29 protein-coding genes, 1 tRNA gene and 1 riboswitch are annotated in these 24,665 nt (G+C 73.6%); of the genes, 17 read left to right on the top strand and 13 right to left on the bottom strand.

Going from position 1 to position 24,665, the window contains the following annotated elements; genetic code table 11:
* Positions 1 to 4 precede the first annotated feature (4 nt).
* A complete protein-coding gene (locus IE106_RS16755; RefSeq protein ID WP_189534704.1) occupies positions 5 to 850 on the bottom strand; it encodes a sigma factor-like helix-turn-helix DNA-binding protein in 846 nt (281 codons plus the stop codon).
* A gap of 539 nt (positions 851 to 1,389) precedes the next feature.
* Between IE106_RS16755 and IE106_RS16760 the strand changes: the two genes are divergently transcribed.
* The 14 genes from IE106_RS16760 to IE106_RS16820 all read left to right on the top strand — a co-directional run bounded on the left by IE106_RS16760 (position 1,390) and on the right by IE106_RS16820 (position 11,012).
* A complete protein-coding gene (locus tag IE106_RS16760) occupies positions 1,390 to 1,659 on the top strand; it encodes a DUF6284 family protein (RefSeq protein ID WP_189534706.1) in 270 nt (89 codons plus the stop codon).
* Positions 1,656 to 1,967 carry a hypothetical protein gene (locus tag IE106_RS16765; protein ID WP_189534708.1) on the top strand — a complete coding sequence of 104 codons (312 nt, stop codon included), beginning with the start codon at positions 1,656 to 1,658 and terminating at the stop codon, positions 1,965 to 1,967. The genes IE106_RS16760 and IE106_RS16765 overlap by 4 nt, the downstream gene beginning before the upstream one ends.
* Positions 1,964 to 2,413, top strand: a complete 450-nt coding sequence (locus tag IE106_RS16770) for a Pycsar system effector family protein (RefSeq protein ID WP_189534710.1) — start codon at positions 1,964 to 1,966, stop codon at positions 2,411 to 2,413. Before IE106_RS16765 ends, IE106_RS16770 begins: the two co-directional genes overlap by 4 nt.
* Positions 2,410 to 3,267 (top strand): protein spdB, encoded by an 858-nt coding sequence (locus IE106_RS16775; RefSeq protein ID WP_308427875.1) that lies wholly within the window; start codon positions 2,410 to 2,412, stop codon positions 3,265 to 3,267. Before IE106_RS16770 ends, IE106_RS16775 begins: the two co-directional genes overlap by 4 nt.
* A gap of 8 nt (positions 3,268 to 3,275) precedes the next feature.
* Positions 3,276 to 3,605: an RRQRL motif-containing zinc-binding protein gene (locus IE106_RS30400; protein WP_229840550.1), complete on the top strand. Its 330-nt coding sequence runs from the start codon at positions 3,276 to 3,278 to the stop codon at positions 3,603 to 3,605.
* Positions 3,606 to 3,627: 22 nt separating this feature from the next.
* A complete protein-coding gene (locus tag IE106_RS16780) occupies positions 3,628 to 3,819 on the top strand; it encodes a hypothetical protein (RefSeq protein WP_189534712.1) in 192 nt (63 codons plus the stop codon).
* Positions 3,820 to 3,905: 86 nt separating this feature from the next.
* On the top strand, positions 3,906 to 4,097 hold the full coding sequence (locus IE106_RS16785) for a hypothetical protein (RefSeq protein WP_189534714.1): 192 nt from the start codon (positions 3,906 to 3,908) through the stop codon (positions 4,095 to 4,097).
* 26 nt (positions 4,098 to 4,123) lie between these two features.
* Entirely contained in the window at positions 4,124 to 4,327 is a 204-nt protein-coding gene (locus tag IE106_RS16790; RefSeq protein ID WP_189534715.1) for a hypothetical protein, read from the top strand.
* 88 nt (positions 4,328 to 4,415) lie between these two features.
* Positions 4,416 to 6,545, top strand: coding sequence for an ATP-binding protein (locus tag IE106_RS16795; protein ID WP_189534717.1), 2,130 nt, complete (start codon positions 4,416 to 4,418; stop codon positions 6,543 to 6,545).
* 284 nt (positions 6,546 to 6,829) lie between these two features.
* Positions 6,830 to 7,744, top strand: coding sequence for a bifunctional DNA primase/polymerase (locus IE106_RS16800; protein ID WP_189534719.1), 915 nt, complete (start codon positions 6,830 to 6,832; stop codon positions 7,742 to 7,744).
* Complete coding sequence (locus IE106_RS16805; RefSeq protein ID WP_189534721.1) at positions 7,741 to 8,088, top strand: hypothetical protein; 348 nt, start codon at positions 7,741 to 7,743, stop codon at positions 8,086 to 8,088. The genes IE106_RS16800 and IE106_RS16805 overlap by 4 nt, the downstream gene beginning before the upstream one ends.
* Positions 8,085 to 9,317, top strand: a complete 1,233-nt coding sequence (locus IE106_RS16810; protein WP_189534723.1) for a DUF3631 domain-containing protein — start codon at positions 8,085 to 8,087, stop codon at positions 9,315 to 9,317. Before IE106_RS16805 ends, IE106_RS16810 begins: the two co-directional genes overlap by 4 nt.
* Positions 9,318 to 9,507: 190 nt before the next feature.
* Entirely contained in the window at positions 9,508 to 9,726 is a 219-nt protein-coding gene (locus tag IE106_RS16815) for an excisionase family DNA-binding protein (RefSeq protein ID WP_189534725.1), read from the top strand.
* Between the two features lie 11 nt (positions 9,727 to 9,737).
* The gene (locus tag IE106_RS16820; RefSeq protein WP_189534727.1) at positions 9,738 to 11,012 is read left to right on the top strand and encodes a tyrosine-type recombinase/integrase; all 1,275 of its coding nucleotides are present in this window, start codon (positions 9,738 to 9,740) and stop codon (positions 11,010 to 11,012) included.
* A gap of 76 nt (positions 11,013 to 11,088) precedes the next feature.
* Here IE106_RS16820 and IE106_RS16825 read toward each other — a convergent pair.
* The 4 genes from IE106_RS16825 to IE106_RS16840 all read right to left on the bottom strand — a co-directional run bounded on the left by IE106_RS16825 (position 11,089) and on the right by IE106_RS16840 (position 12,882).
* Positions 11,089 to 11,173 (bottom strand) — tRNA-Ser (locus IE106_RS16825).
* Positions 11,174 to 11,260: 87 nt separating this feature from the next.
* Positions 11,261 to 11,689: a tRNA adenosine(34) deaminase TadA gene (tadA, locus tag IE106_RS16830; protein WP_189534730.1), complete on the bottom strand. Its 429-nt coding sequence runs from the start codon at positions 11,687 to 11,689 to the stop codon at positions 11,261 to 11,263.
* A 107-nt stretch (positions 11,690 to 11,796) separates the two neighbouring features.
* Entirely contained in the window at positions 11,797 to 12,321 is a 525-nt protein-coding gene (locus IE106_RS16835; RefSeq protein WP_189534731.1) for a tRNA adenosine deaminase-associated protein, read from the bottom strand.
* A gap of 378 nt (positions 12,322 to 12,699) precedes the next feature.
* The gene (locus tag IE106_RS16840; RefSeq protein ID WP_189534733.1) at positions 12,700 to 12,882 is read right to left on the bottom strand and encodes a hypothetical protein; all 183 of its coding nucleotides are present in this window, start codon (positions 12,880 to 12,882) and stop codon (positions 12,700 to 12,702) included.
* Between the two features lie 90 nt (positions 12,883 to 12,972).
* Between IE106_RS16840 and upp the strand changes: the two genes are divergently transcribed.
* The gene (upp, locus tag IE106_RS16845; protein WP_189534735.1) at positions 12,973 to 13,608 is read left to right on the top strand and encodes a uracil phosphoribosyltransferase; all 636 of its coding nucleotides are present in this window, start codon (positions 12,973 to 12,975) and stop codon (positions 13,606 to 13,608) included.
* A gap of 210 nt (positions 13,609 to 13,818) precedes the next feature.
* Here upp and IE106_RS16850 read toward each other — a convergent pair whose 3' ends face one another.
* The 4 genes from IE106_RS16850 to pip form a co-directional block, all read right to left on the bottom strand.
* A complete protein-coding gene (locus IE106_RS16850; RefSeq protein ID WP_189534737.1) occupies positions 13,819 to 14,457 on the bottom strand; it encodes a LytR C-terminal domain-containing protein in 639 nt (212 codons plus the stop codon).
* Positions 14,458 to 14,560: 103 nt separating this feature from the next.
* Complete coding sequence (locus tag IE106_RS16855; RefSeq protein WP_003999914.1) at positions 14,561 to 14,857, bottom strand: type II toxin-antitoxin system VapB family antitoxin; 297 nt, start codon at positions 14,855 to 14,857, stop codon at positions 14,561 to 14,563.
* 223 nt (positions 14,858 to 15,080) lie between these two features.
* Entirely contained in the window at positions 15,081 to 16,634 is a 1,554-nt protein-coding gene (locus IE106_RS16860; protein WP_229840498.1) for a M28 family metallopeptidase, read from the bottom strand.
* Positions 16,635 to 17,233: 599 nt separating this feature from the next.
* Positions 17,234 to 18,211: a prolyl aminopeptidase gene (gene pip, locus IE106_RS16865; RefSeq protein ID WP_189534739.1), complete on the bottom strand. Its 978-nt coding sequence runs from the start codon at positions 18,209 to 18,211 to the stop codon at positions 17,234 to 17,236.
* Positions 18,212 to 18,239: 28 nt separating this feature from the next.
* On the opposite strand from pip, the gene IE106_RS16870 reads away from it, so the two are divergent.
* On the top strand, positions 18,240 to 18,743 hold the full coding sequence (locus tag IE106_RS16870) for a MarR family transcriptional regulator (RefSeq protein WP_229840500.1): 504 nt from the start codon (positions 18,240 to 18,242) through the stop codon (positions 18,741 to 18,743).
* Positions 18,744 to 19,020: 277 nt separating this feature from the next.
* Here IE106_RS16870 and IE106_RS16875 read toward each other — a convergent pair whose 3' ends face one another.
* Positions 19,021 to 20,133, bottom strand: a complete 1,113-nt coding sequence (locus IE106_RS16875) for a cobalt-precorrin-5B (C(1))-methyltransferase (RefSeq protein ID WP_189534741.1) — start codon at positions 20,131 to 20,133, stop codon at positions 19,021 to 19,023.
* Between the two features lie 12 nt (positions 20,134 to 20,145).
* Between IE106_RS16875 and IE106_RS16880 the strand changes: the two genes are divergently transcribed.
* A complete protein-coding gene (locus IE106_RS16880) occupies positions 20,146 to 20,883 on the top strand; it encodes a cobalt-precorrin-6A reductase (RefSeq protein WP_189534743.1) in 738 nt (245 codons plus the stop codon).
* Positions 20,884 to 21,052: 169 nt separating this feature from the next.
* Here the strand turns inward: IE106_RS16880 and IE106_RS16885 are convergent, their stop codons facing one another.
* From IE106_RS16885 to IE106_RS16895, 3 genes are read right to left on the bottom strand one after another with little or no spacing between them, the layout of a single operon-like run.
* Positions 21,053 to 22,633 (bottom strand): precorrin-2 C(20)-methyltransferase, encoded by a 1,581-nt coding sequence (locus IE106_RS16885; RefSeq protein WP_268255306.1) that lies wholly within the window; start codon positions 22,631 to 22,633, stop codon positions 21,053 to 21,055.
* Complete coding sequence (locus IE106_RS16890) at positions 22,630 to 23,265, bottom strand: precorrin-8X methylmutase (RefSeq protein WP_189534744.1); 636 nt, start codon at positions 23,263 to 23,265, stop codon at positions 22,630 to 22,632. Before IE106_RS16890 ends, IE106_RS16885 begins: the two co-directional genes overlap by 4 nt.
* On the bottom strand, positions 23,262 to 24,518 hold the full coding sequence (locus tag IE106_RS16895) for a ferredoxin-like domain-containing protein (protein WP_189534746.1): 1,257 nt from the start codon (positions 24,516 to 24,518) through the stop codon (positions 23,262 to 23,264). Before IE106_RS16895 ends, IE106_RS16890 begins: the two co-directional genes overlap by 4 nt.
* A gap of 10 nt (positions 24,519 to 24,528) precedes the next feature.
* Positions 24,529 to 24,659: riboswitch (cobalamin riboswitch) on the top strand.
* Positions 24,660 to 24,665 lie beyond the last annotated feature (6 nt).

The following is a 24,665-nucleotide window of genomic DNA, read 5'->3' on the forward strand; positions in this document are numbered from 1 at the left end:
GCTCTCAGCCTTCGTGTCGGTACAGAGGGGTGACGCGTCGACTCTCCAGCACTTCGAGCGTCTCGGGGTCGTAGCGGCAGGAAATCAGGGTTGAGAAGCGGCGCGTGCGGACCTCCCTGTAGACCTCTGCCACGTTGTTCTCCAGGAAGTGGACGACTCCGTTGGCTCCGATGGCGTGGATGCCAGCGATGTAGAGGAACGTTCCCTTGCCGTCCAAGCGGGGGAGCCGTCCCAGATAGCCGATGTCACCGGCCGACCCGTCCTCATCCTGGGGGGACCGGTACTCCTTACCTGCCACCTGGTCCACCAGGTGCCACGCCCGATCCTTCGCAAACCGCAGATTGTCGTCGCCTTCGAGCACCTGCGCCACGATGGGAGACAGACGGGGGCCGCATACCACGATGTGGTTGTCCCGGTTGAGGTTGACGATTCCGGTCGGCGGGATCACCTCGTACTGAGTGTCCAGCTTCATGCCGCCCAGCAGCTTCCGCAGGTGCTCGAAGTTGTCGAGATCCTCCCGGGTGACCACTTCGCTGGGCTTCTGGTCGAGCGCCTTCCCCGCTTCGTACTTGCCACCGAGAGACACCGTGACGAGGTCTGTGCCGAAGAACGCGCGCTCCGGCGGCGGGCCGGACGACGCGAGCTGACCCACGCGACCCCGGCTGACCCCGAGTCGCTTCGCGATTTCGGCCTGGGTCATGCCGGACCCCTGAGCCTCCTCAATGGCTTCCCGGCGGATGCGGGACAACTCGTTCACGTGGCTCTGGTACCGCGCCATCAGGTCGATTGCGGCTTTGGCACGGTCAACGGGATCCGCGATCCCACAGACCTTCTGCATGTCCTCTTGCACGTCTCTCCCAGCGTCGCCTAGGGGGGCTATCAACTCTACCGGGAGAGGGGGTTGCGCGCAGCCGCGAGTTTGCCTACCGTACCTATCAAGCAAGACGGCAACCCCCCCTAAGCAAGAAGGGGATGCGTTGTCGCGGCTGCTTGAGCTGCGCAAACAGCGCCCGGAGGGCCCCCGCGAGACGGGATCAGCTCGAAGGAAGCGCCGGTCACGGTTGAGAACTGAACAGTGGACACAGGCATCTGCGACAAGCCGTAGGCCCTGCCGCGCGAGCAGCAAGCACCTTCTCCCAGGCCGCCCTTGCGGGGCGGACAAGCGACCCATGCGCACGGTGAGACAAGGGCAAAGATCGCGGGCCCCTCCGGGGCCGTAGAACGCTTCGCCACCCCGCAGCCGATCCGGCTGCGCCGGTTGCCTCCGCTGCTCGTCTCGTACGAGCAGCGCTGAGGGGAGCCGGAACCGACTCCAACGGCAAGCGGCTCCCGGGGTGCCTCCCGGGAGCCGCAACGGGCCGTTCCACCTGCGAAGGGACACACGACCCAATGGAGCACATCGTCACTGTTCAGGACGCCGTTACCGCGTTCGCTCCGTGGATGGAGCCGACGGCCGTCGAGCTGGACGCCATCGACCGCGAGATGCCCGTGATCCTGGCGGACGTCGAGCTGCTGGACGCCCACATCGTCACCCTCGACCGCACGCCGAGCGAGCTGGACGAGCGCCGCATCCGCCGGGCCCGCCGCCGTGCACTGGCCGCCCGGGTCGCGCTGGTCAACCGCGCGGCCGGGACGAGCCTTCACGGGGGTGCCGCGTGAGCGCCGCCGAGCTGCGCATCCTGCTGGAGGCCGTAGCCGAGCTGCGCATCCTGCTGGAAGCGGTACGGGAAGCGATCGCCATCCCGTACGCCGCGACCGTGGGCGACGCGGAGGAGCGTGCCCGGGTCCTCACCAACCGCGCGATGTACGCGGAGATCGTCCTGGGCCCGGTCCTCGACCACGGCGAGGACCCCGGGTGGTCCGCGGACTACCTGCGGGGCCGCCTGGCCGAGCACCCCGCCACCGGCTACCGGCACTGGGGCACGGCCAGCACGCGGGCCGGCCAGCAGAACGGGAGTGCGTCATGAACCGCGAGAACGCCGCGCTGGATGCCGCGCACGCGGAGGTGAAGGCGGAGCTGGCCCGCACCGACACGAAGGCGTCGCTGCTGCTGGCGTTCACCGGCGCCGCCCTCGCCGGCGTCTGGACCCTCGCGGGCACGGTGCGGCTGCCGGTGGCCGCGGCCGTGGTCGGCGGTACGGGTGTCGCCGTCCTGTTGGCCGTGGTGGGGCTGCTGCTGCGGGCAGTGCGCCCGAACCTGTCCGGCGGCGCCGGCTTCCCCCTGTGGGCCACCCTCACCCCCGACGAGATCCGCACCCACCTCGCCCAGGACGGCCGGGCCGAGGACATCGCGGGCCTGTCCCGCATCGCCGTGGGCAAGTTCGCCCGGCTGCAGCGCGCGATCGATCTCACCTACGCCGCCGGGGCCCTGCTCATCGTCGCCGCCGTGCTCGCCCTGGGAGGTACCGCGTGAACGCCAAGACCACTGTGCCGGCCGTCGCGGTGACGGCCGTGTCCATGGTGCTCACCCTCGCCGTCGTCATGATGTGGCTCGGCGCGGCGGTGCCCTGGCCCGTCGCCCTGGTCGTCGGCCTCGGCATCGACGGCGGGTGGCTGGCCACCCTCGCCTACGAACGCCGCCTCGCCGCGCAGGGCGACCACTCGCCCACCGTCACGGCCGTCGGGTGGGGCTTCGGTCTGATCGCCACCGGCGTCCTGATCACCCACGCACTCACCGCCGAGGAGAACACCGGCGCATGGCTGGCCGTCGCCTGGCTGCCCCTCGCGGCCAAGGCGCTGTGGTTGGTGCACGGGCTGTGGGAGCGCACCGCCCTCACCTCGCACGCGCTCAAGACAATCCGGAGCATCCAGCAGGAAGCCCGCGACGAAGCGGCCGTGGCCCGCGCCCGCCTGCGGGCCGACGCGGTCACGGAGGAGACGCGGCTGACGGCCGTCACGCAGGCCGGGGCACGCATCGCCCGCATCCAAGCACGGACCGCGCAAGCCCTCTCCGCAGCGTGGTCGACGCTGGAAGCCGCACGGGACGGGGAGGACACGGCAAGGGCGCTGACCTGCGTGACGGGCCGCGTCACACCCGGCGTCACACCCTCCTGGGACCTCCCCGTCTGGGGACCCACAGCCCCCGTCCCGGCACTGGACGCGGCGCCGGTGCTCACCGATGGGGAGCTGGACCGGCTGGTGGACGAAATCCGCCGCAGCCAGACCCCGGCCCTGTCCTACCGGGAGATGTCCATCCGCTTCCGCGCCGCCGGACACTCCGCCTCCGAGACCCGCCTACGCGCCGCGTGGAAGCGCGTGGCCGCGTGACGGGCGCCCTGCCCATCTACCGGTGGCGCCTGGCCCCCGACGGGCTGGCCACCCGCCGCCAACTACGCGCCCAAGGGCTACGGCCGGGTGGTCAGCCCGTGGTCGCGCAGGTCGAACGTCCTCGGCGTCGGCGCGGGCCGCTGGTCGCCTACCTCTACCGGGTCGACCTGGCCTTGCCCGTCCGGCCCATGACCCCCGGCCGGACCGCCGCCCTTCAGCGGGCCATGGCGGCGCGGCGGACCTGCCCGGTCTGTCGGCGGGATGCCGGGTACTGCATCCCGCGGTCGCTCGGCATGTGCGTGCCCTGCGCCTACCCCGACCAGCAAACCGCCGCCTGACCAGCACCAAGGAAGGAACGCCATGGCCTTCAAGGCTGGAGACAAGGTGTTGATCGTCGCCTGCGAGGACGACCCGCGCGCGGCCGGACGCACGGGCCGGATCGTCGACGAAGTGCCGCCCGGACCGCTCACCGGCGGCCGGTGGACCGTCAACGGGATCAGCCTCCTGATCGGCCCCGTGCTGTGCCACGAACGCGAGCTGCGGCCCGCCTGACGGCTGCCCCTCGCCGCCCGGCCACCCGGTCGGGCGGCGGGAGGGAGCCGGGACAGGCCCGGCCCCACCACGCGGAAGGACCCTGCATGACCCGCAAGCAGCAGCTCGCCGCCCTCGCCGTCGCCACCGGACAGGAGATGGTCCGCATCGGCGCCGAGCACGGCATCGACTCCGACATCGCCCAGGACGCGGCGCAGCTCGCGAGCAAGGCCGCCGACGCGGCCGAGGCCGCCGGATGCACGGCCACCGACTACGACCGCGCCCGCCGCACCCACTGACCACCCATCACCGAAGGGACCCCGTGATGGGCCTGTTCTCCCGCAAGCCGAAGGCCGCCCCCGCTGACGATGTGCTGATCACCGGCGCGGAGCTGGACCACGCCGCCCGCACGCTGAACGCCGGCGACGACGGCCCGGCCGACGCCCTGGTGCAGCGCGGCGGCGACGACAAGTCGCTGCGCCAGCTGATCACCATGCGCATCCTCGGCGCCTCGATCGACCAGCAGTAGCCACGCCCCGGGGCGGCCGTCACCCGGCCAAGGTTCGTCGGCCGCCCCGGGCCCCCTTATCCGCCTGTGCAGACAGGAGAGTCCCAGCATGACGGACAACGTCGTACACCTCTTCAAGGACCCGCCCCCCACCGCCGACAAGACCCCCACCACCCTCGCCGTTCCGGAGGCGTCGCCGCAGACCGCCGGGGCGCCGCCGCGTCCATCCAGTTGGCGGCGGACCGTCCGCCGGGTGCGGGTCGTCGCCACCGACGAGCGCACGCGGTCCGCGGGGCGGGCCGTGGTCCGCCACGGCTCCTATGTGGTCGGCGGTACGCGGATCGTGGCCCGTCGGGCGTGGGACGGCCGCACCGCGGCGCGGTATGAGCGGATGATCCGCGCCGCCGAAGCCGCCGGGAACCTGGAGGTGGCCGCGGAGTGGGAGGAGCGGGGCCGGCAGTACCGGGCCGCCCGCCACCAGCGGCGCATGGATCTGCTGACCTCGCCTGAGCGGGTGGTGAAGAACGCCGCCTACGCCACCGGCGGCACCCTCGCCGGTCTGCTGCTCCTCGGCGTCGCGCTCGCCGTGGCGACCAAGGAACCGGGCGACGTGGTGGTGCCGGTCATGGCCCTGGTGGAGCTGTGCCGGCTGCTCGTCGTCATCGCGACCGTGGTGTGGGGGCCGCTGGTCACCCTCGGCCCGTGGCTGGCCCTGTGCGGGCTGTGGGCCGTCGGGCGTCACCAGCAGGCGGCCCCGCAGTGGGCCCTTCCCGCCCAGCAGCGCGGAAGCGACGCCGGGGCGCCGATCACCCCGTCCATCGTCGTCACCGCCCTACGCGACCTCGGCATCGCCCCGCTGCGCAAGGCCATCAAGGAGATGGGCGACGCCGGCGCCGCGATGCTCGGCCCGATCCGGATCGCCGGATGCGGCGTGGAAGTCGACGTCACCCTGCCGTCGGGGGTCTCCACGCAGGAGGTGCAGGGGCGGCGGCGCAAGCTCGCGGAGAACCTGTCCCGGCACGAACACGAGGTGTTCATCACCATCCCCACCGCGGCCCGCACCGTCCGGCTGTGGATCGCAGACTCCGGCGCGCTGGACGAGCCCATCGGCCCGTCCCCGCTCGTCCTGGACGCCGGCCTGCGGGCCGACTACAAGAAGGGCAAGGCGCCGTGGGGCCAAGACCTGCGCGGCGACGCCGCCGCCTTGAGCCTGTATCAGCGGCACATGCTCGTCACCGGCGTGTCCAACCAGGGCAAGACCGCCGCCGTCCGCGCGCTCGCCCTGTGGCTGGCGCTGGACCCGAGCGTGGAGTTCCGGATCGCGGACCTGAAGGGAATCGGGGACTGGGCGATGTTCGACGGGATCGCCACCGTCCTGATCCAAGGGCCCACCGATGACCACGTCATCCAGGCCACCGAGATGGTGGAGTCCGGCGTCACCGAGATGGAACGGCGCCTGACCTCCCCACCCGGCACCACCTTCCCCCCGCTCATCGTCCTAGTGGACGAGGCGCAGCTGGCGTTCATGTGCCCGGTCAAGGACGAGGAAGGCCGCCCCTACGGCGGCTCCAAAGCGACCAGCCGGTACTTCATGGCCGCGCGGAAGATCCACAACCAGGGGCGGGCGGTGAACGTGCTGCTGTGGCAGGGCACGCAGGACCCCACCGACCAGAACCTTCCCAAGCTCGTCCGCGAAGGCGCCCACACGCGTGCGTCGCTCGCCCTGGGCACGGAGTCGCAGGCCCGTATGGCTCTGGGGGACAAGGCCGTGGACGGTGGCGCCGCCCCGCACCTGCTGCGCCAGGGCCTGGACAAGGGCACGCTCGTCGTCGCCTCCGACGGGATCGCCATTCCGGCCGGGCAGGCGTCCATCACCGTGCGCACGCACTACATCGATGACGACCAGGCGGCCGAGATCGCCGCCCGGGCGCGGGCCCTGCGCGACGGGGTCACCACCCTCACCGTGCTCGACACCGACGAGCCGACCGACCCGCTCGCGGACATCGCCGCCGTCATCGGCACCGCCCCGCGGGTACTGACGCAGGACGTGCTCCAGCGGCTGGCCACCACCAACCCCAAGGCGTACGGGGCGTGGACGCACACCGATCTGAGGCGGGTGCTAGAGGGCACCGGGGCGGAGCCGTACAAGTCCGACGGCCGCATGGTCGTCAGCCGCGACCGCATCGCCCGCGCCCTCGCCAACCGCGACACCGACGGTTCCGCTTCCGCCGCCCAGTAGAGGGAACCGCACCCCGCACGGGCCAGGGAGGCAGGGAGAACTCCCTCAACGGCTCCCTGACCTACCTCCCTGGCATTGACCTGCGCAAATGACCTTGCAGGGAGTCAGGGAGGCGCCCCAGCTCACAGGCCCGAACCCCCTTCCCGGGCGTCCGGCGAGGGGGTGGCTCTGCCTCCCTGAGCACTACCTAGAAGCCATTCCGCATGAGGGCGGCCCCCGTCTCGCCAAAGCCGGGGCCGCCCTCGTCTCCCAGTCCACTCATAGACCTACGGAGGTCTTCCAGCATGACCCAACATGTCGGCGCCCGTCGAGCATCCCTGCTGAACGCCGCCCTGGACGCCGCCGCCCGCGGCTGGCACGTCTTCCCCCTCCGCCCCGGCGCCAAGCGCCCCGCCCTCCATCACGAGACGCAGTGCCCCCACACCGGCGCCTGCGCGGGCGGGCATGTGAAGTGGGAGCAGCGCGCCACCACCGACCCCGAGCGCATCCACGCGGCGTGGGCGACCGGGGCGTTCAACATCGGGTTGGCCACGGGCCCGTCCGGGCTGGTCGTCATCGACCTCGATCAGCCCAAGGAAAAGGGCTGTTCGGACGCGCCTGGCGGCGCGGCGTTCTTCGGGGCGCTCTGCGAGCGCGCCGGGCAGGCCGTCCCGGCCACCTACCGGGTGCGGACTACGGGCGGCGGACACCACCTGTACTTCCGCGCCCCCGCTGGGGCGCGGCTGAGGAACACCGCCGGGACGCTCGCACCGCTGGTCGACACCCGGGCGTGGGGCGGCTACGTCGTCGCCCCCGGCAGCACCGTTCACGGCGCCCCGTACGAGGTCGTGGACGACCGGCCCGTTCTGGAGCTCCCGGCATGGTTGCTGGACATCCTCCAGGCCCCGCCCAAGCCCGCCGCAGCCGGGTTCCGTCCGGTAGCGCCTCGGGATGTCTCGCAGGTCGCGCGGGTGGCGCTGGAGCGCGAGACCACCGCCGTGGCCGCCACGGGCGAGGGCGGGCGGAACGCGGCGCTGCTGCGGGGCGCGCGGGCGGTGGGACGGTTCGTCGCGTGGGGCGACATCCCCCGACACGTGGCCGAGGAGGCTTTTCAGGAGGCGGGCGAAGCGGCGGGACTGCCGCCGGCCGAGTGCCGCACCACCATCCGCTCCGCCCTCGACTGGTCCATCCGCACCGCCCGCCCGAGGGAGGCGGCATGAGCCCCCGCCCCCACCTGAAAAGCCTCACCCCGACCCCCGGCTACCGGCCGCCCGCCGAACCGGCCCCGGCCCCCGGCGGCAGTGGTGCGCCGAAGGTCGCCGCCGAAGGCGTCCGCTCTGCTGTTCGCCCTGAGCTGCACCCGGGCGACGGTCGGCGCATCGTCGCGATGCTCCACGTCACCGCGCCCGGCCGCCGGACGGTGCCCACCGCCACGTCCGTGTGCGTCTGCGGGCGCGACCGCTCCGCCGTCGGTCACCGCCGCGTCCTCGCCCTGATCGCAGAGCACGCCGCCCACCGCACCACCTGCCCCCTGCGCCACCATGCCGAGAGGACCGCCGCATGAACCAGCAGCACATCGACGGAGCGGCACTGCTCGACCAGGTCGAAGCCTTCCACCGCCGCTTCAACGTCTTCCCGACCCAGGCGGCCTACGTCGCCGTCGCCCTGTGGGACGCCCACGCCCACCTGATCGACTGCTTCGAGACCACGCCGAGGGTCGCGTTCCTCTCCCCCGAACCGGGGTCGGGCAAGTCGCGGGCGCTGGAAATCGTGGAACTCCTCACCCCCCGGCCGGTCAGCACCGTCTCGGCGTCCGCGAACGCCCTCTACCGGCTGGTCGACTCCGCCGCCGGACTGCCCACCGTCCTGTTCGACGAGGTGGACACCATCTTCGGCCCCAAGGCCGGAGCGGACGAAGCGCTGCGCGGCTTCCTGAACGCCGGCTACCGCAGGATCGGCGGCGCCCTGCGCTGCGTCGGAGACGGCTCCAACCAGAACGCGGAACTCTTCGGCTCGTACTGCGCGGTCGCCATGGCCGGTCTCGGGTCCCTGCCCGACACCGTCCTGACCCGCTCGGTCATCATCCGGATGCGCAAGCGGGCGCCGAACGAGAAGGTCGAGCCCTACCGGCAGCGCATCCACGAGAAGCAGGGCCACGCCCTGCGCGACCAGCTCGCCAAGTGGGCCGACACCGTCCGCGACCAGGTCGCCAACGCCTGGCCCGAGATGCCCGAGGGCATCACCGACCGGCCCGCCGACGTATGGGAACCGCTCCTCGCCGTCGCCGACGCCGCGGGTGGACACTGGCCGGCACGGGCGCGGGCCGCGTGCTTGGAGCTGGTCCACGCTGCCCACGACAACGACGAAGCGTCCCTCGGCGTGCGGCTGCTGACCGACCTGCGCGACAAGGTGTTCTGCGGCGCCGACCGGATGCCCACCGCCGTCATCCTCGAATGCCTCCTCGCCATGGACGACGCCCCCTGGGGCGACCTGGACGACAAGCCGATCAACTCCCGCACCCTGGCCCGGCTGCTCGCCCAGTACGTCACCCCGGCCAACAAGCCCATCAAGCCGCGCGGCATCCGTACCCCCTCCGGCACCCCGAAGGGCTACTACGCCGAGGACCTCACCGACGCCTGGACGAGGTACTGCCCTCCGCCCCCCGCAGGATCCGCAACATCCGCAACGTCCGCCACACCGCAGGTCAGCGCGGGTGAATCCGTGGCGGCACCCGCCACACCCATCCGCCACACGACTGCGGAAACCGCCACACAGCTCACCACCACCGGCTGACCGGAGCGGTCCCGCCCCGTGCCGCCACACCACCCCCGGTGTGGCGGCACCCATCCGCCACAAAACCGCTATCCGCCACACGATCAAGGCCCTGACCTGCGACGTGGCGGCGTGGCGGACGTTGCGGATCTCCCAGAAGGGGGCGGACACGCCCCCGCTCCTCCCCACGAGACGAAGGAGCATCCCACGCATGGCTACGGCCTCACTCACCGATGTCGTTGACCCGACCCTCGTGCTGCTGACCGTCGAGGAGGCGGCCCGCCGCCTCCGTATCGGCCGAACCACCTGCTTCAGCCTCATCCGTACCGGCGAGCTGGAGTCCGTCATGGTTGGTGGCCTCCGTCGCGTTCCCGCTGACGCTCCGGCCGCGTATGTCTCCCGCCTTCGCACCGCCCACCGCGCCGCTTGAGGAGTACTCGTATGGCAGACGAGAAGAACGAAAAGAAGCGGACCCGTCAGCCGAACGGCCGGTCCTCCATCTACCTGGGCAATGACGGTAAGTGGCATGGTCGCGTGACCGTCGGCATTCGGGACGACGGCAAGCCGGACCGTCGTCACGTCGAGCGCAAGACCCGCGCCGAAGTGACTGCCGCCGTTCGTGAGCTGGAGCGGGAGCGAGACGCCAAGACCATTCGGAAGGCGGGACGTCCCTGGACGGTCAAAACATGGCTGACGCACTGGATCGAGAACATCGCCCCGCTTGCGGTCAACGAGAACACGATGGTCGGATACGGCGTCGCCGTACGGAAGCACCTGATCCCCGCCCTCGGTGCCCACCGGCTGGACAAGCTCAAGCCCGAGTACATCGAGAACTTCTACGGGCGCATGGTGGCCGACGGCCGTAAGGCGGGGACGATCCACCAAATTCACCGCACTTTCCGCACCGCGCTGAACGAGGCGGTACGGCGCGGCCACCTTGCCCGGAACCCCGTTCAACTCGCCAAGGCACCCCGCGTCAGCGAAGAGGAGGTGGAGCCCTACACCGTCGAAGAGGTGCAACGGCTGTTGCAGGCAGCCGAAAGCCGCCGGAACTCCGCACGGTGGGCCGTCGCGCTCGCCCTCGGCCTCCGACAGGGTGAAGCACTCGGCCTCAAGTGGGCGGATGTGGACCTCGACCGTGGCGTGCTTATGGTCCGACGGAGCCGCCGCCGCCCGCGCTACGCCCATGGGTGCGGGGATACCTGCGGAAGGAAAGCCGGGTACTGCCCGCAGCGTCAGCGAACCAACCCGGAAACGGCCGACACGAAATCTCGCGCCGGACGGCGGGCCGTAGGGCTGCCCTCACAGCTCGTAGACCTGCTGCGGGCCCACCGGGTCAAGCAGACGGAGGAGCGAACAGCGGCCGGGAGCGACTGGACGGACGAGGGGTGGCTCTTCGCGACGACGACTGGTCGGGGCACATCCCCCCGAACGGACTACGACGACTGGAAGGAGCTACTGAACGACGCGAAGGTCCGGGACGGCCGTTTGCACGATGCTCGGCACACTGCTGCCACGGTCCTGCTGATCCTTGGAGTCTCCGAACGGGCCGTCATGGGGCTCATGGGGTGGTCCACCACGGCCATGGCTGCGCGGTACCAGCACATGGTCGACTCCGTTCGCAGCGATGTCGCCAGGCAGGTCGACGGACTCATCTGGAAGCCGGATCGAGACGGATCAAGCGACGGCGACGACGGAGCCGCCGGGCGCTCGTAGCGACCAACTGAGACGGGAACTGAGACGGAAGCCGAAGAGGCGCGCGGCTCGATGAGCCGTGCGCCTCTTCTACCAGCGGTAGCGGAGGGATTTGAACCCTCGGTGACTTGCGCCACACTCGCTTTCGAGGCGAGCTCCTTCGGCCGCTCGGACACGCTACCGAGAGAGAGCTTAGCCCAAAGGTGCCCCGACGCAGAAATCCGTATCGGGGAGGGCGGGGTACGGGCGGGGGCCGCCCGGCCCGGTCCTCAGCGGTCGCGGAAGAAGCGGGTCAGCAGCCCGGCGCACTCCTCGGCCAGCACGCCGTGGACGACCTCGGGGCGGTGGTTGAGCCGCCGGTCCCGTACGAGGTCCCAGAGCGAGCCGACCGCGCCGGCCTTCTCGTCGAGCGCGCCGAACACCAGCCGGTCCACGCGGGACTGGACGAGGGCGCCCGCGCACATCACGCACGGCTCCAGCGTCACGACGAGGGTGCAGCCGGCCAGCCGCCACTCGCCGAGCCGCCCGGCCGCGCGGCGCAGCGCCAGCACCTCGGCGTGCGCGGTCGGATCGCCGGTGGCCTCGCGCTCGTTGTGGCCGGTCGCGAGGAGGGCGCCGTCCGGGCCGAGCACCACCGCGCCGACCGGTACGTCACCGGCCAGCGCGGCTCGCTCGGCCTCCGCCAACGCCCGCTCCATGGGCGCCCGCCAGGGGTCGCGCACGGGGTCGGGGCCGGGGGCGCCGGCGGAGGGGGAGGGGGATATGGGATCGGGCAGCGGGGGACCGCCCGCCGGAGGGGCGTGCACTAGCGGACGGCCTCCAGCATCTCCGAGGCCCCCAGCGCGTCCGCGATCTCGGTGAGCGCGTCGGTGTCGAGAGCCAGCAGCTCCTTCTCCGGCATGCCCAGGTCGTCCAGGATCAGCCGGTCGCCGACCGGCGCGGCGGGCACGGTCTCGGCCACCGCCTCCGTCTCCTCCTCCGTGTCGTCCGGCTCCCCGTCCTCGGTGCCGTCCAAGTCCAGCGCGTCCAGGTCGGGGGTCTCGTCGGCCGGATCGTCGCCCAGCAGTTCCTTGGTCAGGATCTCCCCGTACGCGGAGCGGGCGGCGGCCGCCCCGTCCGACACGAAGATGCGAGGGTCGTCCTCGCCCTCCACGCGGACGATGCCGAACCACGCGTCCTCCTGCTCGATGAAGACGAGCACCGTGTCGGCGTCCGGCGAGGCTTCGCGGGCCAGGTCGGTCAGATCCGCCAGGGTCTCCACATCGTCGAGCTCTGTGTCGCTCGCTACCCACCCGTCTTCGGTGAGTGTGAGCAGTGCGGCGAAGTACACCGTGACTCTCCCACTGATCAGAGGTGTGACGATCGGGCGGAACGCTCCTGAATGCCCCGCCCACTCGGCATCGTGGCAGATGCGGGCCCTCGAGGAGAGGTGTTCCGCTCTTGCGTCGTGCACCAGTCTGAGCCCGTGACTCGGTCGGCGCCACGCCGCCCCCGTACTCCCGCACCAGCCGTCACGGTGATCACGAAGGGTCACGGCGGGCCGTCGGCCGCGGGGCCGTCGGAAGCGTACGCACGGCGTGTGACCGGCGGGCGACCGGCCGGTGTGCGGCGCGTCACCGGCGGTGGTCCGGCCGGCGTCCGGCGCGCCACCGGCCGCGGCCGGGACGCGCGGCGCGCGCCCCGCCGGGGACGGCGGGGGCGCGGCGGATCACCAGCGGAACGTCCGCATGCGCATCGCCTGCCGCATCCGCGCCGCTCTGGCGCGACGCGGTTGGACGCGTTCGCGCAGCGCCCGTGCCTCGTTCAGCTCACGCAGGAACTGCGCCCTGCGGCGCCTGCGCTCCCTGTCGTCCACCGCCCGACGGGTGCCGGGTTCTTCCTGGTCAGGCATGGCCACACCACCACCCCGGGGATGCGTTCGTCCGACTCCACCTTCCCGCCGCGGCGTGGGTTGATGCCAGTGCGGGCTACTGTTGTGGGCATGCGGATCCACGTCGTCGACCACCCGCTGGTGGCGCACAAACTCACCACGCTGCGCGACAGGCGCACCGACTCCCCCACCTTCCGGCGGCTCGCCGACGAGCTGGTGACCCTGCTCGCGTACGAGGCGACGCGTGACGTGCGCACCGAGCAGGTCGGGATCGAGACGCCGGTCACCGCGACCACCGGGGTGAAGCTGTCGCACCCGCGGCCCCTGGTGGTGCCGATCCTGCGCGCCGGGCTGGGCATGCTCGACGGCATGGTGCGGCTGCTGCCGACCGCCGAGGTCGGCTTCCTCGGCATGATCCGCAACGAGGAGACGCTGGAGGCGTCGACGTACGCGACGCGGATGCCCGAGGACCTGTCCGGGCGCCAGGTGTACGTCCTGGACCCCATGCTGGCCACGGGCGGCACGCTCGTCGCGGCGATCCGCGAGCTGATCGACCGGGGCGCCGACGACGTGACGGCGGTCGTCCTGCTGGCGGCTCCGGAGGGCGTCGAGGTGATGGAGCGCGACCTGGCGGACGCGCCGGTGACGGTCGTCACGGCCTCGATCGACGAGCGCCTCAACGAGAACGGCTACATCGTCCCCGGTCTGGGTGACGCCGGAGACCGGATGTACGGCGCGGCGGAGTAGTACCGGTACGCACGGGACGGCCTCCGGCCGGTGGCCGGGGCGGCTGTCCTTCGGGCGCCGCCCTGCGGGGGGCGTCCTTCGCGCGCCGTCCTCTCCCGGCCCGGCCCCGGCCCGTCTCCGGGCGTCGGACGGCGGCGTACGCGTGTGCCGCCCCGGCCGGAGGGGCGCGTGGCGCTCCGGAGCCCCGGCTCGGGGCGCTCCCGGGCGCCGCTACTCGGGCTTCGGGGCGCAGTCCGTGGGCGCGGGCTTCGGGTGCAGGAGGGCGGTCATCGAGGCCGTCGCGTCCTGCGGGGCCGCCAGGGCCCTGAACGCGGTCCCGATGATCAGGTCCACGTCCGCCGTCGCCCGGGTGTCCGTCTTGGTCGTGGCGCCCTTCAGGTGCGTGCCCAGGACGGGGAAGGCGCCCTTCACGGCGCCCTGGGCGCCGAGCAGGACGCCGGCGCCGGGCACCTTCTTGTCGTAGGCGACCGGCGCGTTGCCGATCTTGCCGATCGTGAAGCCGCGCTTCTTCAGCTCGTCCGCCGTGGTCTTCGCCAGTCCGCTCCGCGGTGTCGCGTTGTAGACGTTCACGGTGATGTCGGCCGGCTTCGGGAAGGCGGCGGTCCGCACGGCGGGCGACGGGCCCGCCGGCTTGCAGGCCCCGGAGACCGTGGACCGCGCGGTGCTCCCCTTTCCGCCGCCGAACACGTCGATGAGCTGGAACGTCCCCCAGCCGGCCAGGCCGAGCGCGGTGGCCGCGGCGATGCCGACGGCCACGATCCGGCCACGGCGGGGCCGGCGCATACGGGGGTACGTGGTGCCCGTGATGCGGTACTTTCCGCCCATGCCGGGGGGAGTGAGCATGCTCATGGGCGCAGCGTAATGCGGCCAGGTGACTATGCCTACTAAACGATCAGCGACTAGGGGCCGGACGGGTGGGAATCTGCCCGAAAGGGCCATTCCCGAAAGGGGATCAGTCGAGTTCGAGTACCCGTGCGTGCAGGACCTGCCGCTGCTGCAGGGCCGCGCGCACGGCGCGGTGGAGGCCGTCCTCGAGGTACAGGTCGCCCTGCCACTTCACGACGTGCGCGAAGAGGTCGCCGTAGAACGTCGAGTCCTCGGCGAGGAGCGTTTCGAGGTCCAGTTGGCCCTTGGTCGTCACGAGCTGATCGAGGCGGACCGGACGCGGCGCGACATCCGCCCACTGCCGGGTGCTTTCCCGGCCGTGGTCGGGATACGGCCGCCCGTTACCGATGCGCTTGAAGATCACACGGAAAGCCTACCGGGCAAGCGGCACCCGGCGCAGCCACGCGACGGGTGATGCCCCCCGGAGAGGGACGCGACGATCACGGCAAACGGGGTGTTTCGATCACGCGGACCCGACGGGTGGCGGTCCGGCCGCCTCCTGGGGGAGGACGGACCGCTCACCGCGCGGAGGACACCGCACCGCCGCACGGGGTTGGCCGGGCGGCGGTGCGGTGGTCATCCGCGTGTCACTCGGTGGCCTCGTGGCCGTGGTCGTCGTGCAGGCCGCCGCCGCTGCCCGCGTCGCCGTCCGTCGGGACGGACTCGACCGGCTCGCGCAGCGAGCTCAGGTCGTGGGCGTAGGTGCCCACGGCGTTGGCTATGACGTCGATGTTGACGTCGAAGGCGGTCATGTCGATGTTGTCCAGGTCGTCGCACGCCGCGTGGTAGCAGGGGTCGTACGCGGTGCCCGCGGTCCCGCCGAACTTCCCCGCCTGCGCGGCCGTCTTCACGCCCTCGGCGCCCGTGAACGTACCGCCGGCCGGGATGCCCACCTCGATGAAGGGGCCGTAGTCGGAGCGCCCGGTGAAGTCCGTGCCCTCGTGCGGGCGGCCCTGCTTGTCGAGGAACGCGTTGATGTCCCGCTCCAGCTGGGCGGAGCCCGTCGGCCCCGCGGGGGCGCCGACGCCGTCCGAGTTGTCGCCGTCGTAGACGAACTGGCCGTAGTTCGGCGAGGCGATCATGTCGAAGTTGAGGTAGAGCTTGATCTCCTTGCGGCCGAGCTCGTCGAGGGCGCCGACGTAGTGCTCGGAGCCGAGCAGGCCGTTCTCCTCCGCGCCCCACCACGCGAACCGCACCTTGTTGGCGGCCTTGTCCTTGTGCTTGGCGAACTTGAGGGCCACGTCGAGCAGGCCGGCCGAGCCGGAGCCGTTGTCGTTGATGCCGGGGCCGGCGGTGACCGAGTCGAGGTGGGAGCCGAGCATCACCGTGTTCGCGGCGTTGCCCCGCTGGGTCTCCGCGATGACATTCCGCGTGGTCCGGCGCTCCTGGAGCTGGCGGAGCTCCAGGTTCACCTCGACCGGGCCGGCGGCCACGGCGGCGGCGAGGGCCTCGCCGTCCGCCTTCGAGACGCCGCCCGTGGGGATCTTCGCGGCCTCGGTGGAGCCGAGCGTGCCGCCGAGGGCGCCCTCCACGTTGTTGTAGACGAGGGCGCCGACGGCGCCGGCCGCGGCGGCGTTGGCCTGCTTCACCGCGAACGTGCAGCCGCCGCGCTGGACGAGCGCGATCCTGCCGGTGAACGCGTTCGCGGCGAAGTCCGCCGGCTCGCAGCCGTGCGAGCCGTCCGCGTCGACCGGGGCGGCGGCCAGCCGGGCCCTGGTGCCGCCGACCGGGGTCGACTTGGTGTACGTCATCGCGGAGACGGTGACGTCGCGGGGCGCGGGCGAGACGACGGCCAGCTTCTGCGCCTGCGTCTCCGTGTACATGAACGGGAACTCCTGGTACGAGACGTCGTACCCGGCCTTCTTGAGCTGCTGGTACACGTACGCCGCCGAGGCGTCGTAGCCGAGCGTGCCGGCCGCGCGGTTGCCGCCCACCGTGTCGGCTATCTGCTGGAACTTCCGCAGGTGCCGGTGGGCGCTGTCGGCGGAGGCCGAGTCGACCAGCGTGCGGGCGAGCTTCGACGCTTCCTTGGCCGGGGTGGTCCGGCCGGCGGAGGCGGGGGAGGCGGAGGCCAGCAGAAGCGGGGTCGCGAGTGCGGCGGCGGCCAGGGCGGCCACGGCTCTGCGAGGGGATGCGTTCACAGAGGTCCTTCCCGTGTGGACGAGGATGAGGGGAAGCTAGCGATCAGCTGTGCTTCTGGGAACAGGTGTCCCACAACTCGCCTCGCTTTTTCGTACTTTTCGCGAAAGCTGTGGATGACGCGACGGGCGACCTCCGCTCGGTCGGGCACTCTCGGCGCATGAGTGGACGACTGCTTCGCCTCGTTCTCCTCCGCTTCCCCGGCCGCGCGCTCGGCCTCCTGTCCGCGTGCGCGCGCCGTCGGCGGCGACCCGGGGCCCGTGGGGCCCGCGGCCGGCCGGGGGCGGCCCGGTCGCGTCCCGCCGGACGGCGGCGGCCCGACCGGGACGCCCGTCCCGGGGGTGCCCGGCCTGCCCGGTCTGTCCGGTCTACCCGGCCTGCTCGTCGGCGAGACGGCGGTATGGCCGCCGGGCGCGCCGCGCCGCCGGGCCGGGGCGGGAGTGCGCGGCCGGGCCGGGGCGGCGGTGTGCGGCCGGCGGGCCGCGGGTGGGGGACGGGTCCGCTCCGGGCCGCCGGGCGAGCCGGCCTCGGGGCTGCGGATGCTCATGGACCGATGATCGTGCGCGGGGCGGCGGGCCGCACGGCGGCCGTGCCCGCGGGGTCAGGCGGGCGGGTGCCCCGCGGCGAAGCGGTCCAGGGCTCCTCGCACGTGTGCGCGTGTCGTTTCCGTGCCGAAGTGGCCCGAGTCCGCCACGACGGTCAGCTCGGCGTCCGGCCAGGCCCGGGCCAGCTCCCACGCGGTGGAGAGCGGGCTGCCCAGGTCCAGGCGGCCGTGGACGAGGACGCCGGGGATGCCGGCGAGCCGGTGCGCGTCGCGGAGGAGGGCGCCCTCCTCCAGCCAGGCGCCGTGGGCGAAGTAGTGCGCGCAGATGCGGACCATCGCGAGGCGGCCCGCGTCGGAGCGGCCCGCGTACGGGGCGGCGGCGCTCTCCAGGGACACCACCGCGTCCTCCCAGGCGCACCAGTCGGCCGTCGCCTTCTCCCGTACGGCCGGGTCGGGGTCCTCGGTCAGGCGGGCGTACCCGGCGACCAGGTCGGCGGCGGTGCGCGCACCGGTGCCGGAGCCCTCCCGGAACCGCTCCCAGGCCTCCGGGAAGAACCGGCCCGCGCCCTCGTACAGCCAGGCGATCTCGGAGCGGCGGGTCGTCGTGACGGCCGAGACGACGATCTCCGTGACGCGGTCCGGGTGTGCCTCGGCGTACGCGAGCAGGAGCGTCGAGCCCCAGGAGCCGCCGTACAGCAGCCACCGGTCGACGCCCAGGTGGACGCGGAACCGTTCCATGTCGGAGAGGAGGTGGTGGGTGGTGTTGTGGGTCAGGGCGGTGGCGGGGTCGCTCGCGTGCGGGGTGCTGCGGCCGCAGCCGCGCTGGTCGAAGACGACGACGCGGTAGCGGGCCGGGTCGAAGTAGCGCGTGCCGCCGCGGTGGCTGCCGGTGCCGGGGCCGCCGTGGACGACGAGGGCGGGCTTGCCGGCGGGGTTGCCGTGGGCCTCCCAGTACAGGACGTGGCCGTCCCCGACGTCGAGCATCCCGTGCTCGTACGGCTCGCTCTGCGGATACACGACGCCCCCTCGGCTCATTTACAACAGCGCTGTTACATTAGCGGACGTGACTCGATCCGACCATGGCCCGGAACTGCTGGGCACCCGGCTGCGGCATCTGCTGGACGTCCTCGACGGAGGGGTCGCCGCCGTCTACGCCGACCTCGGGCTCACCGGGTTCCGGCCCCGCTACACCCCGGTCGTCCGGGCCCTGGCGGCGTCGGGCCCCGCCTCCGTGGGGGAGGTCGCGAAGGCGGTCGGGGTGACCCACTCGGCCGCCAGCCAGACCGTCGCCCACCTCGTCAAGGACGGCCTGGTCGACCTCGCGCTGGACCCGGCCGACCAGCGCCGCCGGCTGGCCCGGCTCACCGCGCGCGCCGAGGCGCTGCTGCCCGTCCTGGAGGCGGAGTGGACGGCGACGACCGAGGCGGCCCGCGTCCTGGAGGCGGAGCTGCCGTACCCGCTGAGCCGACTGGTCGAGGAGGCCCTCGAAGCCCTGGCCCGCCGCCCCATGCGCACCCGCGTGCGGGAGTGCATGGGGGAGCGCCCGGGGGAGGCGGAGGGACCCTAGCGACCGCCCTCCGTCAGGGCGGGGCAGGGGTGCGCGCGGAGCGCGAGGCGCCCGGCCCGGGGGTCTCGTCCGGGGCGGTCCCGTCCGGGCCGGTCTCGTCCGGGGCCGCCGAGGTCGCCGGTTCGCCGGGCGCGGTAGCCGGTCATCGGTCGCGGTCCGGTCATCGGTCGCCGGTCGCCGGTCGCCGGTTCGCCGGGCGCGGGTTCCGGCCGTGTCCGTGTCGTCGTCCGCTTCCCCGGTCACCCGGGGGCTTCCGGGCGGGGACGGGCTCTCCGCCCTAGCGGGGGGCGCTGCGGCCCACCACCGTGCCCGCGCGGTCGATGCAGACGACGTCGACGACGACCGGGGCGCCGCGCAGGACGGACAGGGCCTGGTCGCGGGCGGTCTCCGCCACGCGGTCGCCCAGCGGGACGCCGCGGGCGGCGCAGAGCTGGAGGGCCGCCAGGCCCGTGTTGGCGACGGCGACCTCGGCGGCGAGGGACTCGTCGGCGCCCGCAGCGCGGGCCAGGTCCGCCAGGAGGGCCTTGTCGACCTGGGAGCGCGCCGAGTGCAGGTCCAGGTGGCCCGCCGCCAGCTTGGACAGCTTCGCGAAGCCGCCGCAGATGGTCAGCCGGTCCACCGGGTGGCGGCGGACGTACTTCAGCACGGCGCCCGCGAAGTCGCCCATGTCGAGGAGGGCGTCCTGGGGCAGGTCGTACAGGGAGGTGACGGTCCTCTCGGAGGTCGACCCCGTGCAGCCCGCGAGGTGGGTGCGGCCCGCGGCGCGTGCCACGTCCACGCCGCGGCGGATGGAGTCGATCCACGCGGAGCACGAGTACGGCACGACGATCCCGGTCGTGCCGAGGATGGACAGGCCGCCGAGGATGCCGAGGCGCGGGTTCCACGTGGAACGGGCGATCTCCTCGCCGTCGTCCACGGAGACGGTGACCTCCACGTCGCCGGTGCCGCCGTGCGCGGCGGCGACCCGCGCCACGTGGTCGCGGATCATCTGCCGCGGCACCGGGTTGATGGCCGGCTCCCCCACGTCGAGGGGCAGGCCCGGCCGGGTGACGGTGCCGACCCCGGCGCCGGCGCGGAACACGACGCCGGAGCCGGGCGGCAGGAACCGCACCGTCGAGCGGACGAGCGCCCCGTGCGTCACGTCCGGGTCGTCACCCGCGTCCTTCACGACGCCCGCCATCGCGTACGAGCCGCCGTGCTCCTCCGCGGCGAGCGCGAAGGCCGGGGTCTGGCCCTTCGGCAGCGTGATCGTCACCGGGTCCGGGAAGTCCCCGGTCAGCAGCGCGGTGTACGCGGCCGTGGTGGCCGCCGTCGCGCAGGCGCCGGTCGTCCAGCCGGGCCGGAGGCCGGTGTGCTTGAGTTGGGCGGTGCGCCCCCCGCTCGTACTCATGGACGGTGTCCCATGCATGTGTTGATCCTCGGCGGCACGACCGAGGGCCGCCGCCTGGCGGAGACGCTGGACGCGGACGGCGTCCGGGTGACCAGCTCGCTCGCGGGCCGGGTCGCCAGCCCGAAGCCGCTGCCGGGCGAGGTGCGGGTGGGCGGCTTCGGCGGTGCCGACGGCCTGGCCCGCTGGGTGCGGGAACACCAGGTGGACGCGGTCATCGACGCCACTCACCCTTTCGCCGGGACGATCAGTTTCAACGCGGCGCGGGCCGCCGCCACGTCCCATGTTCCCCTGCTCGCCCTGCGGCGCCCCGGGTGGACCCCCGTGGAGGGTGACGACTGGCATCCGGTGGCGTCCCTGGAGGAGGCGGCGCGCACCGTGGGGCGGCTGGGACGGAGGGTGTTCCTGACCACGGGGCGCATGGGCCTGGCGGCGTTCGCGGACGTGTCCGGGGCGTGGTTCCTGGTCCGCTCGGTGGACCCGCCGGAGCCGCCGCACCCGGCGCGGATGGAGGTCCTGCTCGACCGGGGCCCCTTCACGCTGGACGGTGAGCGGGAGGTCCTGCGGACGTACGGGATCGACGTGCTGGTCACCAAGGACAGCGGCGGCGCGGCCACGGCCCCGAAGCTGGCGGCCGCCCGCGAGGCCGGTGTGCCGGTGGTGATCGTCCGCAGGCCGCCCGTCCCGGAAGGCGTCCCGGTCGCGGCGACGGTCGGCGAGGCCGCCGCCTGGGCGGCCGCCCGGGCCGGCTGAGCGCCCGCCGCGTGTCCCCAGGGGCCGCCGGGAGCCGTTGCGCGCCGCCCCGGCCCACGGTGCGGCGCCCGGGCGCCTCCCGCCGAGGCCGACGGCACGGGGAGCCCCGGCCGGTCGCGCGGAGGGTCCTCCGCGCGACCGGCCGGGGTGGGCGACCGGTGGGCGACGGCTACACCGCGCCGTCCGAAGGCGCCTCCGGGTACCGCCGCGGCGTCCACGCCACCGTGCGCCCGTCGGCGCGCCGCACGGCCTGCGTCTGGGACGAGCCGATCAGCAGCAGCGTCCGCATGTCGACCTCGTCCGGGACCAGGTCGGCGAGCGGCAGCACCCGCACGGACTCCTCCGGGCCGCCCACGTCGCGCGCCACGACGACCGGGGTGTCGGGGGCGCGCAGTTCGAGCAGCAGCTCGCGGGCCTTGGCGACCTGCCAGGTGCGGCTCCGCGACCCCGGGTTGTAGAGGGCCAGCACCAGGTCGGCGGCGGCCGCCGCGCGCAGGCGCTCCGCGATGACCTCCCACGGCTTGAGCCGGTCCGACAGGGAGATCGTGGCGTAGTCGTGGCCCAGCGGCGCACCCGCCTTCGCCGCGGCCGCGTTCGCCGCGGTCACCCCCGGCAGGACGCGCACCGGCACGTCCGCGTACTCCTCCTGCGACGCGACCTCCAGGACCGCCGTCGCCATGGCGAAGACGCCCGGGTCGCCGCCTGACACCACCGCCACGCGCCGCCCCCGCCGCGCCAGGTCCAGGGCGAACTCGGCCCGCTCCGACTCCACCTTGTTGTCGGAGCCGTGCCGCTGCTGGCCGGGCCGCACCGGCACGCGGTCCAGGTACGTCGTGTAACCGACCAGGTCGGTCGCCGACGCGAGCGCGCCGCGGGACTCCGGCGTCAGCCACTGCGGGCCCGCCGGGCCGGTGCCGACGACCACCACCTCGCCCCGCTCGGGCACGGCCGGGCCCGTGTCGACGCGGGAGGGCAGCACCGCCACCGAGAAGTACGGCACCGAGTCCGGGTCCACGTCCGCGAGCGGCGCCGTGCGCCGGCCCTCCATGGTGGCGCGCTCCACGTAGTGGGCGTCCGCCAGCCGGTCCGTGCGCTCCAGGGCGCGGCGCACCGCCGGGAACGTCCGGCCCAGCTTCATCACCACCGCCGAGTCGGTCGCCGCGAGGCGGGCCGTCAACTCGTCCTCGGGCAGGGTGCCGGGAATGACCGTCAGGATCTCCTCGGCCTCCACCAGCGGCTTGCCGATGGTCGCCGCGGCGGCGCTGACGGAGGTGACGCCGGGGACGACCTCCGTCTCGTAGCGGTGCGCGAGGCGCTTGTGCATGTGCTGGTACGAGCCGTAGAAGAGCGGGTCGCCCTCGGCGAGCACCGCCACCGTCCGGCCCGCGTCGAGGTGCGCCGCGAGCCGTGCCGACGCCTCCTCGTAGAAGTCGTTCAGCGCGCCCCGGTAGCCGCCGGGGTGGTCCGTCGTCTCCACCGTGAGCGGGTACATCAACCGCTCCTCGACGTGGTCCTCGCGGATGTGCTTCGCCGCGATGGAGCGGGCGATGGACCGGCCGTGCCGGGCGCAGTGGTACGCGACGACGTCCGCCTGCGCGATGGCCTCCACCGCGCGCAGGGTCATCAACGACGGGTCGCCGGGACCGAGGCCGACGCCGTACAGCTTGCCGGCGCGGGGGCCGGTGCGGGGGCCGGTGTGGGCCGCCGGGTCCGCCCCGGGGACCGTTTCACGTGAAACGTGCGTGCTCATTCCGCCTCGCTCGCGATCGCGTTGACCGCCGCGGCCGCCATGGCGCTGCCGCCGCGCCTGCCCCGGACGACGATGTGGTCGAGGTCCGAGGCCGCCAGCGCGTCCTTGGACTCGGCCGCGCCGATGAAGCCGACCGGTATGCCGAGCACCGCCGCCGGGCGGGGGGCGCCGTCCCGGATCATCTCCAGCAGCCGGAACAGGGCGGTGGGGGCGTTGCCGATCGCCACGACCGACCCCTCCAGGCGGTCGCGCCACAGCTCCAGGGCGGCCGCGCTGCGGGTCGTGCCCAGCTCGGCGGCGAGGCCCGGCACGGACGGGTCGGAGAGGGTGCAGACCACCTCGTTGTCGGCGGGGAGCCGCTTGCGGGTGACGCCACTCGCGACCATCTGCGCGTCGCACAGGATCGGCGCGCCGGAGCGGAGCGCGGCGCGGGCGCGGGAGACGACCTCCGGCGTGTAGGCGAGGTCGCGGACGAGGTCGACCATGCCGCAGGCGTGGATCATCCGCACGGCGACCTGGCTGACGTCGGCGGGCAGCCCCGCGAGATCCGCCTCGGCGCGGATCGTGGCAAAGGACTGGCGGTAGATCTCCGCCCCGTCCTTCTCGTAGTCGAACACTGTGCTCCCGCTCATTTCTGTGCCTGTGCGTCGTTGTCTCGTCGCGTCGTCCGTACGGTGATCTCGTACGTGCCGTCGCCGGTGGCCAGCGCGTCCACCCAGTCGCCCTGCGGGTGGCCGCAGCGGCGTTCGCAGCCGGACCAGTGCACGGGCAGCCCCCGGGCCGCCGCGGCGTCCAGGGGCCGCGCGTCCGCCCGTACGTCGGCCAGGGCCTTGCCGCAGCCCGGCCGCCCCGTGCAGGCGCTGACCGCCAGCCAGGGCGAACCGGGACGGGTGAGGTACCCGGCCCGGTCCAGTGCCGCGAGCCGTCCCTCTGCCGCCGCGCGGCCGGGCAGGCCCGCCACGACGAACCCGCGCCACGGTGTCACCCGCACCTCGTCCCCGGGCCCGGGGGCCAGGGCCCGGAACTGCTCGCTGGTGACCCGTCCCAGGGGCGCCACGACCGACACGGCGCGGTCGCCGACCACGCCCGGCTCCGGCGGCGCCGCCACCACAGGCGCGCCCGGCCCGGTCCGCTCGGCGGCCACCCCCGCGTCCGCCAGACGCTCCGTCACGGCGGCCTCCAGGGAACCGGTCCGCGGCAGTTCGGCCACCCGCCAGGCCCCCGTGCCCGCCTCCCGGGCGACCGCCAGGAACGCCCCGGCCGCCGCCAGCGCGGCCCGCGGGGCGTCGTCCCCGGCCACCCGCCACGCCAGGTCCCCGATCCGTACCAGAGCGCGCCCGTCCGGTTCTGCGAGCAACGTCACATCGCCGCCCGACCCCGCCACGTCCCCGCGCCCGTCGTCCACGGCGAACAGGAAGCGCCCCGACAGGGCCGTCGTCCACGTCCGCGCGCACAGCAGCGCGTCCAGTTCCCGCGCCCACGACCGGGCGTCCCCGTGCCCGCGGCCGTCCAGTCCGGAGAGGGGCGACACCACCATGTTCCGTACCCGCTCGTGCGCCGCCGAGGGCAGCAGCCCGGCCTCGGCGAGCAGCCCCGCGAGGGCGAGCCCGCAGTCGTCGGGCAGGCCGCGCAGGTCGATGTTGCCGCGCGAGGTGACGCCGAGCCGGCCGTCGCCCAGCCGGTCCGCGGCCCCGGCCAGCGCGGCCACCTGGTGGGCCGTCAGGACGCCGGTGGGGAGGCGGAGCCGGGCGAGTCCGCCGTCGTCCGCGCGGTGCAGCCGCAGCGCGCCGGGGCACGCGTCGTCGCGGTCGCGGACGCGGTCCCGTATGTGAGTTTCGCCCCCGTTCCGGGGCTTTGATGAGCTGGGCGGCATGGCGGCGAGCATACGCGCAGCCTCTACTATGCAGACGGCACAGGGTCCCAGGACCCTAGGGAGGAAGCCCGGTGCGAATCCGGCGCGGTCCCGCCACTGTGAGCAGGGCCCCCGGGCCTCGCGAGTCAGGAACTCCCGCCACCCACGACCACCCGGGGC

This window comes from Streptomyces roseolilacinus (genome assembly GCF_014649335.1).
In the GTDB taxonomy this organism is placed as follows: domain Bacteria; phylum Actinomycetota; class Actinomycetes; order Streptomycetales; family Streptomycetaceae; genus Streptomyces; species Streptomyces roseolilacinus.